Genomic DNA, 11,395 nt, shown 5'->3' on the forward strand with positions numbered 1-11,395 from the left:
GCGGCCCGGGCCTGACCGCGACCCGGGCCTCAGTGCACGCAGGGCACACGCAGACAGCTCAGCCGACAACCGTCCAGGTGTCCCCACCCGCCAGCAACGCCGACAGGTCACCCTTGCCGAACTGCTCGATGGCCGTGTCGAGCTGGTCGGCCATCTGGGTGTCGTAGACGAGCCGTTCGACGGACCGGAAGACCCCGATCGGCGTGTGGTGCAGCGTGTCCGGGTCGGCCAGCCGGGAGAGCGCGAAGGCGGTGGTCGGGGACGGGGAGTGCGCGTCGTGCACGAGCACCCGCGCCTCGTTCTCCGCCGTCACGGTGACGACCTTCAGATCACCGGTCAGCTCGTCCCGTACGACCCCCCGCGCCCCGTCGGCCCCGAACCGGATCGGCTTGCCGTGCTCCAGCCGGATCACGGCCTCCTCGGCCTGCTGCCGGTCCTTGAGGACCTCGAAGGCGCCGTCGTTGAAGATGTTGCAGTTCTGGTAGATCTCGATGAGCGCCGTGCCCGGGTGTGCGGCGGCCTGCCGGAGCACCTCGGTCAGATGCTTCCGGTCGGAGTCGACGGTCCGGGCGACGAAGGACGCCTCCGCCCCGATGGCCAGCGACACCGGGTTGAAGGGCGCGTCCAGCGACCCCATCGGCGTCGACTTGGTGATCTTCCCGACCTCCGACGTCGGGCTGTACTGGCCCTTGGTGAGCCCGTAGATCCGGTTGTTGAAGAGGAGGATCTTCAGGTTGACGTTGCGCCGCAGCGCGTGGATCAGGTGGTTGCCGCCGATGGAGAGCGCGTCCCCGTCACCGGTGACGACCCAGACCGACAGATCCCGCCGCGACGTCGCGAGCCCCGTGGCGATGGCCGGCGCCCGCCCATGGATCGAATGCATCCCGTACGTGTCCATGTAGTACGGGAAGCGGGACGAGCAGCCGATGCCCGAGACGAAGACGATGTTCTCCTTGGCCAGGCCGAGTTCGGGCATGAAGCCCTGGACGGCCGCCAGGATCGCGTAGTCACCGCAGCCGGGGCACCAGCGCACTTCCTGATCGGACTTGAAGTCCTTCATGGACTGCCTGGCTTCGGCCTTGGGCACCAGGGAAAGCGCCTCGATCGCGCCGCCCGTATCCGTGCCTTCCATGGACGTCTCAGCCATCGATGGCCTCCTTGAGCGCTGTGGCGAGCTGCTCCGCCTTGAACGGCATGCCGTTCACCTGGTTGTAGGAGTGCGCGTCGACCAGGTACTTCGCCCGGACGAGCGTGGCGAGCTGCCCGAGGTTCATCTCCGGGATCACCACCTTCTCGTAACGCTTCAACACGGTGCCGAGATTCCGCGGGAAGGGGTTGAGATGCCGCAGATGGGCCTGCGCGATGGACTCCCCGGCCGTACGCAGCCGCCGTACGGCAGCGGTGATGGGCCCGTACGTCGACCCCCACCCCAGAACCAGCGTCCGCGCCCCGTCCGGGTCGTCGACCTCCACATCGGGTACATCGATCCCGTCGATCTTCGCCTGCCGCGTCCGCACCATGAAGTCGTGGTTGGCCGGGTCGTACGAGATGTTGCCCGTGCCGTCCTGCTTCTCGATGCCGCCGATCCGGTGCTCAAGACCCGGCGTGCCCGGGATCGCCCAGGGCCGGGCGAGGGTCTGCGGGTCGCGCTTGTACGGCCAGAAGACCTCGCTGCCGTCGTCGAGCGTATGGTTCGGCCCCTGGGCGAACTGCACGGTCAGATCCGGCAGTTCATCGACCTCGGGGATCCGCCAGGGCTCGGACCCGTTGGCCAGATAACCGTCGGAGAGCAGGAAGACGGGCGTCCGGTAGGTGAGGGCGATCCGCGCCGCTTCCAGGGCCGCATCGAAACAGTCGGCCGGCGTACGGGGCGCCACCACCGGAACCGGTGCCTCCCCGTTCCGCCCGAACATGGCCTGGAGCAGATCCGCCTGCTCGGTCTTGGTGGGCAGCCCCGTGGACGGTCCACCACGCTGAATGTCGATCACGAGCAGCGGAAGCTCGAGCGAGACCGCGAGCCCGATGGTCTCGGACTTGAGCGCCACACCCGGGCCACTCGTGGTCGTCACCGCCAGGGAACCCCCGAAGGCGGCCCCCAGCGCGGCCCCGATGCCGGCGATCTCGTCCTCGGCCTGGAAGGTCCGCACACCGAAGTTCTTGTGCTTGCTCAGCTCGTGCAGGATGTCCGAGGCCGGGGTGATCGGATAGGACCCCAGGTAGAGCGGCAGATCCGCCTGCCGGGAGGCGGCGATCAGCCCGTAGGAAAGCGCCAGATTCCCGGAGATGTTCCGGTACGTACCGACGGGAAAGGCGGTAGAGGCCGGCGCGACCTCATAACTGACGGCGAAATCCTCGGTCGTCTCCCCGAAATTCCACCCGGCACGGAAGGCCGCGATATTGGCCGCGGCGATATCCGGCTTCTTGGCGAACTTGCCCTTCAGGAACTTCTCGGTGCCCTCGGTCGGCCGGTGGTACATCCAGGACAAGAGGCCGAGCGCGAACATGTTCTTGCTGCGCTCGGCCTCCTTACGGGTGAGGTCGAATTCTTTCAGGGCCTCGACCGTGAGAGTGGTCAGCGGCACCGGATGAACGCTGAACCCGTCCAGCGACCCGTCATCCAGCGGGCTGGTCGCGTACCCGACCTTCTGCATCGCCCGTTTGGTGAACTCGTCCGTGTTGACGATGATCTCCGCGCCGCGCGGAACGTCGCCGATGTTGGCCTTCAGCGCGGCCGGGTTCATGGCGACCAGCACGTTCGGCGCGTCACCCGGAGTGAGGATGTCGTGGTCGGCGAAGTGCAGCTGGAAGCTGGACACACCCGGGAGCGTGCCGGCGGGGGCGCGGATCTCGGCGGGGAAGTTCGGCAGGGTCGACAGATCGTTCCCGAAGGACGCCGTTTCGGAGGTGAAACGGTCACCGGTGAGCTGCATACCGTCACCGGAGTCGCCCGCGAACCGAATGATCACCCGATCGAGTCGACGGACATCCTTCGTACCCGCCGGTTTGCGCTGTTCCCTCAGTTCTCCCAGAACGGCTTCGTCGGCCTGCTCCGCTGGGCTGCTGACCTGGCTGGTCACTGAACTGGACCTCCCTTGAGGCGGCTGTCCGGGAACGGCCGTCCCGCCGGCCTTCCCAAGACCAACCCTACGTCGGCGAGGCCGGCCTTCCCTGGCCCTTTCGCCTGATGGACCATGTTTTGAGACTGCCGGACGCCCTGACTTGTCATGCTTTACGCCCCCTGGGACTGCTCCTGAAGACGCTCCCCGCTGATTGTCGGTTCTGGGGCTGGACGAATGCGTGATTGTCGGTGGAGAGACTGGGTGAATGCCTGGTGTTTCGGTAAGGGAAGCGCCGGCCCTGCCAACCCCACTGGGTGTGAGCCCGCTATCTGACACTCTGTCAGAGGATCATGAGTTGAGATAGGTGAGGACTGCCAGAACACGCCGGTGGTCGCCGTCGCTCGGGGACAGCCCGAGCTTCAGAAAGATATTGCTGACGTGCTTTTCCACGGCCCCGTCGCTCACGACCAGCTGCCGCGCGATCGCCGAGTTGGTCCGCCCCTCCGCCATCAGCCCCAGCACCTCGCGCTCCCGAGGGGTGAGCCCCGCGAGCACGTCCTGCTTCCGGCTCCGTCCGAGGAGCTGCGCGACCACCTCGGGGTCCAGCGCGGTACCCCCGCGGGCCACCCGCACCACCGCGTCCACGAACTCACGCACCTCGGCGACCCGGTCCTTCAACAAATACCCGACGCCGTGACTCGACCCGGCGAGCAGCTCGGTGGCGTACCGCTCCTCCACATACTGCGACAGCACGAGCACCCCTAGCTCCGGATGCTGCTTACGCAGCTGCACGGCGGCCCGCACGCCTTCATCCGTGTGCGTCGGCGGCATCCGCACATCGGCCACGACGACATCCGGCAGATCCCCCTGCGCGGCGAACTCCGTGATCGTCTTGATCAGCGCGACCCCGTCGCCCACCCCCGCGACGACCTCGTGCCCCCGGTCGGTCAACAGTCGCGTCAACCCTTCTCGCAGCAGCACCGAATCCTCGGCGATGACCACCCGCACCCTGTCCTCCACGTCCCGTCCCCCCACAGCACCACACCCAAGCCGCCGACCACCCTGGCCCGACCCGCACAACAGCCCCAGCATTCCAGCAACCGAACGCCGGGGCGGTCCGCCAACGCGATTCCGGGGGGAATGAGCTACGAAGAGCGGGGGAGTGGCTGGTTGTCGCCGGTGTGGGCTGGTTGCGCGGCGAGGGGCGGCCGGGGTGGGGGTGAGGGAGGTCGAGGATCGGGGGGAACCCAAGGGGCGGGGCCAAGGTGCGCGCGTCCGGGGCCGCAGCGCATACGAGCTCTGCGGGGTTCCGGAGGGCCGCAGCGCATACGAGCTCTGCGGGGTTCCGGAGGGCCGCAGCGCGGGCAAACTTTGCAGAGGCCGCAGAGCATGCAGACTTTGCGGGCGTCCGGGGGCGCAGCGCCCCTGGCGGAGTCCGGGGCGGAGCCCCGTGTCGTTGGGGGTCGAAGGGGCGGCAGCCCCTGGGGATGGGACGTGGATGGGACGTGGATGGGACGGGTAGGGGCGGCGGGGGCGCCAAACCCTGCCCGCACCCGAACGACGGCCGGACAACCCGAGGCGCGCCCAGAGCCTGAACCCTGGACGCGCCCGCCGCAACAACCGGCCCCATCCGCGATCCACCCGCCGGCGCACCCCTCATCCCGGCCCTCAACCGACCCGGCCGGCCCTCATCCCGCCCGCAGCGGAGCCCTCACGCCCGCCAGGGCAACTCCGCAGTCACCCGAGTAGGCCCCCCGGCAGGCGAGTCGACGACAAGAATCCCGTCAACCGCCCCCAGCCGCTCCGCCAACCCCGCCAACCCGGACCCAGCCCCGACATCGGCGCCACCCACCCCGTCATCGATGACCTGCAGCATCAGCCGGTCATCCACCCTCCACACATCCACGGTCGCCCGCGAAGCTCCCGCATGCTTACTCACGTTCTGCAACAACTCCGACACCGTGAAGTAAGCGATCCCCTCGATCGCAGGCACGGGCCGAGCCGGCAACTCCACATCCACCACCACCGGCACCGCACACCGCGAAGCCACGGCGGACAGCGCCGCGTCCAGCCCTCGATCGGTCAGCACCGCCGGATGGATCCCCCGAGCCAGATCCCGCAGCTCCTGCAAGGCGGTCTTCACCTCACCATGCGCGTCCCCGACCATCCGCGCCGCAGCCTGCGGATCCTCCGCCAGCTTCTCCTTCGCCAACCCCAAATCCATGGCCAACGCCACCAGCCGAGCCTGCGCCCCGTCATGCAGATCCCGCTCGATCCGCCGCAGATCAGCGGCAGCGGCATCAACAACAACCCCCCGATCCGACTCCAGCTCCACCACCCGCGCCCCAAGCCGCGAAGGCCCCAGCAACGCGACGACCATCCCCCGATCGACCATCGTCAACCCCCGCACGATCCACGGCGTGGCCATCGTGAACAGCAGCCCCACCAGCGCGGTCACGGTCACCTCGAACGGGTTGTTGAGATACACGGCGTGCGTCTCATCTCCGTACAACTGCAGCCCGTCCTGTCCCACCCACACGGGAAACACCCAGAACCACAGCGGATACGTCAGCAGCGCCCACCCGTACACCCAGAAGGTCACTGCCACCCCGAATGAGAACACCGCCCACGGAAACTGCACCACCGCGTACAACAGCTGCCGCCAGGACGCCCCACTCCGCAGCACGGCCCCCATCCACGCCATCACACCGCGCCCCTTGGGCCGCAACGGCTCCGGCGCGTCCACCTCCACGCCCAGCAGCACCCGCGCCCGAGCCCGCTCCACAGCCCCGAGCCCCCGAGCCCCGGCCAGCCCCGCCGCCAGCACCGGCACGCCGAGAAACGTGATCAACAGCCCGGCACCGATCGACAGCATCGTCACGGCGTACGTGAACATCACGACCCCGATCGGCAGCCCCAGCACCACATACCCGAGCTCCCGCCAACTCCGCCCCTCGACTGGCGCCCGCACCCCCGCCGGCACCCGATGCCGCCGCCGTTCCCCGCCCCAGCTCTCGTACCCATGTCCATACTCGGTGGCCATCGACGCCGTCCGTTTCTACTCGTCCCGCACTCCGGATGTCGTACTCCCACCCTGCAAGCCCCCGCCCCTCGGGACCATGGAGCAAGTCGGCGTCTGAATACGGGGGTTTTCCCCACCCCAACGGCGACTCAGCCGCAAGACGACGGAAGGGGCCGTGCCGGTACGTCATGCCCGCCGCGTAGAGCGGCCCAGAGAACCCAACCCATGCCCCCGGTCCCCCGGGCACCAAGCGAGGGGCAGAGGTGTCGGCACGGGCTCCGCCCTCCGACGAACCGCACGCGCCCCGGGCCCAACCGCCGGTGGCCCCTGGGCACCAAGCGAGGGGCAGAGGTGTCGGCACGGGCTCCGCCCTCCGACGAACCGCAGGCAGCTCGACCTAGCCGCCGGAGGTACCCCGCCCACGCCAAGGCAACTCCGCCGTAATCGTCGTAGGCCCCCCAGCAGGCGAGTCGATCACAAACAGCCCATCAACCGCGTCCAACCGCTCCGCCAGCCCAGCGATCCCCGTCCCCCCGTCGACCCCGGCCCCTCCCCGCCCGTCGTCCCAGACCTGAATCAACAGCCGGTCGCCCGACCGCCAGACATCCACCGCCGCAGACCGCGCCCCACTGTGCTTGCTCACGTTCTGCAACAGCTCGGACACGGTGAAGTAAGCGATCCCCTCAATGGCAGCAGCAGGCCGCTCCACCAACTCAACGCTCACCTTCACCGGCGCCGTACACCGCGACGCCACCGCGGACAGCGCCGCATCCAGCCCTCGATCGGTGAGCACCGCCGGATGGATCCCCCGAGCCAGATCCCGCAACTCCTGCAGCGCCAGTTTCACCTCCCCATGCGCCTCCTCCACCATCGAGGCAGCCGCATCGGGGTCCTCCAACAACTTCTCCTTGGCCAGCCCCAACCCCATCGCAAGATTCACCAGCCGAGCTTGCGCCCCGTCATGCAGGTCCCGCTCGATCCGCCGCAGATCAGCGGCCGCGGTATCGACCACAACCCCCCGATCCGACTCCAGCTCAGCGATCCGCCGCTCAAGCTCATCGGACGGCGACAACAGCGCCCGCACCATCACCCGATCGACATGCGTCAGCCCCCGCACGACAAACGGCAGCACGGGCCACGCCACGAACAACCCCACAAGAGTGATCGTGAACGTGGCAATCCCCCACGGCAGCCGGATCAACTCGTACAGCATCGACCGCCACCCGACCGGATCCTTCACGCTCATCCACACCTGCGCGAAGAACCCCTGCCCACCACCCCGCAACGGCAACGGACTCGGCTCGTCCACCCGCACACCGAGCAGCTCCCGAGCCCGTATCCGCTCCAGCCGCCCCAACTGCCGCGCACCCATCAGCGCGGCGGCGAGCAAGGGGAACCCGATCACGGTCAACGTAAGAAACGCACTGGTGAACAGCGTCGTCATCACATACGTGAACCCCAGCAGCGCCAACGGCAGGTTCACCAGCAGATGCGCGATCTCCTTCCACGTCCGCCCCTCGAACGCGAAGCGCGGCGGCGGCAACGGATCGGAGGGCGTGTGACTGGAGGGAAACGGCCGACCGTACGGCCGTCCGGGCCCGGTCGAGGAGGAGAACGGAGCGGTCATACCCCAACCCTGCCCGGCGGCCCTCCACCCGCGCCATGAGGCGGACCGCCCCGATCCCCTGGGGAAAACCCCACCCTTGAGCCAAACCCACCCACCGCAGCGACCGCCCCCACTCGCCGCAGCGAAACCCCCCACCCGACACAGAGACCGCCTCACCACCCACCGCAGCGACCGCCCCGCCCCTCCACGCACAGGCGGCGGCGGGAGGCCGGCCCACCGCCCCCCCCCATTACCTTTTTGGTGGCCCCGCAATGGGGCGCCCGGCCTTCGGAGTTGGTATGACTTTCTCCCCCTGTCGATCGCATGTCTTTGATGACGCGGGCCGTCCGTCGGCAGGTGTGTCCTGATGACGCGGGCCGTCCGTCGGCAGGTGTGTCCTGATGACGCGGGCCGCCCGTCGCCGTGTGGAACGGATCGCGTGGACAGCGGCGTCGCCGCTCGCATGGCGGGCGTGGCGAGGGACCGCCTGTGCGGACTCCCCGGAGCTGACGCTCCGGTCGGTGTGTGGTCCGGCAGCGGTCCGCCTGGACGCGGCCTTACTCCGGCGGGCGGTCGGCTCCGATTCCGGCCACCCGGAGGCCTTCGCTCCTGTCCGGCACACGGTTCACGCCAGAAAGCAGGCGCGTCTTCATCCCGTCTTCCCCCTCGATCAACAACTGCGAACGCACCGCCCGTCCGGTGGTCAGCCCGGTCGGCGGAGCGGTACCCCCAGGATCGTACAGAGACATCCGTTTTGTCAGGAGGCCAGTGGTGAGGAAAATGCGCGTGATCCGTGCAGTGGCCGTTGTGGCCGCAGGCCCCCGTACCACCGGCTTTCGGCCCTGACCGAAAGGAGGCGCGGATCTGCCTCGCGGGTCGGCACGCTTCGGTGCAGGACCAGACCGGACCGGACCGGACCTTACCGAAGCGAAGGGCATACCTGGCATGAGCATGGGACGCAGAAAGATGCTGGCCACCGCGACCACGGCGGCCGCCGCCGTGGCGGCGCTCCTGGGAACGGCGGCACCCGCGAACGCCGCGATCCACCGGTGCGAAAGGTCCGGCAGCTGGATTCCCTGCACCACGGTCACCGGCATCGACCCGGGCTCGTACCTGTTGGTACGCCGGGGCCCCGGCTACGGCTACGACTCCATCGAGGCCGCCTACAGCAGGTTGAACAACGGCAACGAGGTCGGCCTGTCCTGCTGGACGCTCGGCGACGGGGCCTACGACAACGCCAACTACCGCTACTGGATGTCCATCGAGCTCCCCAACAGCCGCTGGGGCTATGTCAACGACTGGTACCTGAACACGGGAAGCCCCGACGTCTGGAAGCAGCAGATCCGCCAGTGCCCCTCCTGACGCACGCCAGGACACACCGGTCGCGCATCTCCGACGAGCGGGCGACCCGCACCACGGTCACCGACGTCACCCCACGCGCCTGGCCACGCCTTGCCCTCTCCTCACGTGAAGGTCGATGACGATATGCGTTGCACTGCCCCCACCAAGGCCACCGCGGGCCACAGACACAGGAGCCTTCTCGCCACGGTCACGGCGTTTCTCTCCCTGACCTTCGTCGGCGCCGCGTTCTCCCCTACGGCAGCGGCCGCACCGGCACGACCCGACGACACCTCGGCCGTCGGAACAACCAGCGCCGTCGTGCCCGACGGCGTCACCGCCGGGGTCGCCGTTTTCGATCGGCAGACCGGCACTTTCACCGAGCAGTTGAACGCGAGCACGCAATTCCGATCGGCCTCGATCGTCAAACTGCTGATGGCCCTGGACTATTTCCGGAACCGAGGACCCGACTACATCGTTCCGGCCGCCGACCGCGCCTGGCTGGAACCCATGCTCCGCAGCAGCGATGACGACGCTGCCAATTACTACTGGGCGAACCACGGCTATTCATCGATCGTCACCCGTATGGACGGCGACCTCGGGCTGAGCGACACGGAGCCCCCTGCCGACCCGAATTTCTGGGGCTACACCGCCATCTCGGCCCGCGACACGGTGACGATCTACCGCTACATCCTGGAAAAAGCCCCCGCGCCCGTACGCAACTTCATCATGGACAACCTTCGTCAGTCGACCCGCTGCGCGTCGGACAAATTCGACCAGCACTTCGGTATCGCCGGCGCCTTCAACCGTCCCTGGGCCGTGAAGCAGGGCTGGTCGGGCGACTCGTACCCGGAGGGCACCTGCGGCCCTACGAGCGCGGTCTCGGCCAGGACGGCGGCCGGCGCCGGTTCCGCCGCCGCGGACGTGAATCTGACCCGCCCGGCCCTGCATTCCACTGGCACCGTCGGCGCCGGTGACCGCTCTATCGTGGCCGTCTACACACTGCACCCGGTCGGTACTTCCTACGGGAAGGCTTTCACCGACATCGGTCGGCTGACCCGTTCACTGAATGTTCCTGGTGGCGTAGCGCCGTCCGGAAAGTGGTATGGCACATGGAGTTCGCAGGTCAATGTCCGCAGCGAACCGCGCATCGCGAACAACGTGCTGACCCGACTGCCTGCCGGGGTGGAGGTACTGGTGGGCTGCCAGAAGAAAGGCCAGTCCGTCTCCGTACCCCCGTACACCAACGACTGGTGGGCGTATCTGCCCCAGTACGGCGGCTACATCTCCAACATCTACATCAGCCATCCGGCCAACCAATTGCCGGATGTCCCCCTGTGCTCAAGTCCTCGGTAATTCCAGGGCCGTAAGCACATGAGCAAAAACACAACGATCAGAGTGGGATCCACAGATGCTTGAGCTGAACAGCGGCGGCCGCCGCAAGACGCTGGCGATGGCGTTCGCCGCAGCCGCCTGCGCGACAGTTCTCACCTTGCAGGGCGCCTCCACCGCCCATGCCGCCAGCCCCTACGACGGCGCGGACCCGGCCGCCACAGGCTGCTCCTCGAACGCCAAGACCCTCGCCTCCGCGCCTCTCTATCTGCCCAACACGACCAGCCAGGTCGGCACCATCGAGATGCGCTACAGCAACACCTGCATGACCCAGTGGATCCGCGTCCACTCCAACCAAACCAGTTGCAGCGGTCACGCCTGCCGCAACAACGCGGAGATCACCCGCCCCGCCGGCGCGGACGGCCCGGCCCTGACCGTGGGCCGCGGCAACGTGGCCGCAGGTGAGCCCTATCAGTGGAGCCTGATGGTCTACACCCCCAACACCCGCTCCTGCGGAACCGGCAACGCCGACACAGGCAGCAACACGGCCTACCCGTACGGCGAGTGGGGCCGCCAGATCTGCGGCTGAGCCTCGGCAGAACCACGAACCACGAACCACGAACACACACGTTCTGGCAGGGAAAGGAACGTTCAGATGAGGTTTCGATGGCTTGTCGCCACCGCCGGCCTGGCCGCGGCGATCGGCACTACCGTAGCGTCGCCGTCCGCATCCGCCGCCGCCGGCTGTTGGCAGCACGCCGACGGCATCAGGTACTGGTGCAACAACGTCTCCGGTGCCCCGGTGTACGGATCGATAGGGAACAGCCGCCTGTATCCCAACCCCGACGTCGTCGTCGGCACCATGTACTCCAACCCGAGCTGGTTCTACTGCAAGGTGGACGGACAGGCTTACGTGGGCGGGCCACACCCGACGCGCTGGCTCAGGACCGTCGCCGACAACGGCCAGTACGGCTGGATGAAGGACACCGCCATCTACAGCGAGACTGACCCGGTGCGCGACTGCTACCCCACGTGACA

Annotated in this window: 9 protein-coding genes; 4 read left to right on the forward strand and 5 right to left on the reverse strand. The window is 68.0% G+C overall.

Annotated elements, in window-relative coordinates; translation table 11 throughout:
* Nucleotides 1–58 precede the first annotated feature (58 nt).
* From CES90_RS24245 to CES90_RS24265, 5 genes are all read right to left on the reverse strand, one after another.
* The gene (locus tag CES90_RS24245; protein WP_189783206.1) at nucleotides 59–1,147 is read right to left on the reverse strand and encodes a 2-oxoacid:ferredoxin oxidoreductase subunit beta; all 1,089 of its coding nucleotides are present in this window, start codon (nucleotides 1,145–1,147) and stop codon (nucleotides 59–61) included.
* Nucleotides 1,140–3,077: a 2-oxoacid:acceptor oxidoreductase subunit alpha gene (locus tag CES90_RS24250; protein WP_189783205.1), complete on the reverse strand. Its 1,938-nt coding sequence runs from the start codon at nucleotides 3,075–3,077 to the stop codon at nucleotides 1,140–1,142. Before CES90_RS24250 ends, CES90_RS24245 begins: the two co-directional genes overlap by 8 nt.
* A gap of 330 nt (nucleotides 3,078–3,407) precedes the next feature.
* Nucleotides 3,408–4,067, reverse strand: coding sequence for a response regulator transcription factor (locus tag CES90_RS24255; protein ID WP_281291854.1), 660 nt, complete (start codon nucleotides 4,065–4,067; stop codon nucleotides 3,408–3,410).
* A gap of 703 nt (nucleotides 4,068–4,770) precedes the next feature.
* On the reverse strand, nucleotides 4,771–6,102 hold the full coding sequence (locus tag CES90_RS24260) for a sensor histidine kinase (RefSeq protein ID WP_189783204.1): 1,332 nt from the start codon (nucleotides 6,100–6,102) through the stop codon (nucleotides 4,771–4,773).
* A gap of 376 nt (nucleotides 6,103–6,478) precedes the next feature.
* Complete coding sequence (locus CES90_RS24265; protein ID WP_189783203.1) at nucleotides 6,479–7,708, reverse strand: sensor histidine kinase; 1,230 nt, start codon at nucleotides 7,706–7,708, stop codon at nucleotides 6,479–6,481.
* Nucleotides 7,709–8,632: 924 nt separating this feature from the next.
* Between CES90_RS24265 and CES90_RS24270 the strand changes: the two genes are divergently transcribed.
* The 4 genes from CES90_RS24270 (at nucleotide 8,633) to CES90_RS24285 (ending at nucleotide 11,393) form a co-directional block, all read left to right on the forward strand.
* Entirely contained in the window at nucleotides 8,633–9,049 is a 417-nt protein-coding gene (locus tag CES90_RS24270; protein WP_189784090.1) for a hypothetical protein, read from the forward strand.
* A gap of 123 nt (nucleotides 9,050–9,172) precedes the next feature.
* Nucleotides 9,173–10,381, forward strand: coding sequence for a hypothetical protein (locus CES90_RS24275; protein WP_232791331.1), 1,209 nt, complete (start codon nucleotides 9,173–9,175; stop codon nucleotides 10,379–10,381).
* Between the two features lie 55 nt (nucleotides 10,382–10,436).
* Nucleotides 10,437–10,946: a DUF2690 domain-containing protein gene (locus CES90_RS24280; RefSeq protein ID WP_189784089.1), complete on the forward strand. Its 510-nt coding sequence runs from the start codon at nucleotides 10,437–10,439 to the stop codon at nucleotides 10,944–10,946.
* Between the two features lie 66 nt (nucleotides 10,947–11,012).
* Nucleotides 11,013–11,393, forward strand: coding sequence for a hypothetical protein (locus CES90_RS24285; protein WP_189784088.1), 381 nt, complete (start codon nucleotides 11,013–11,015; stop codon nucleotides 11,391–11,393).
* Nucleotides 11,394–11,395: the final 2 nt, after the last annotated feature.

This window comes from Streptomyces capitiformicae (assembly GCF_002214185.1).
GTDB classification, from domain to species: Bacteria; Actinomycetota; Actinomycetes; order Streptomycetales; family Streptomycetaceae; genus Streptomyces; species Streptomyces capitiformicae.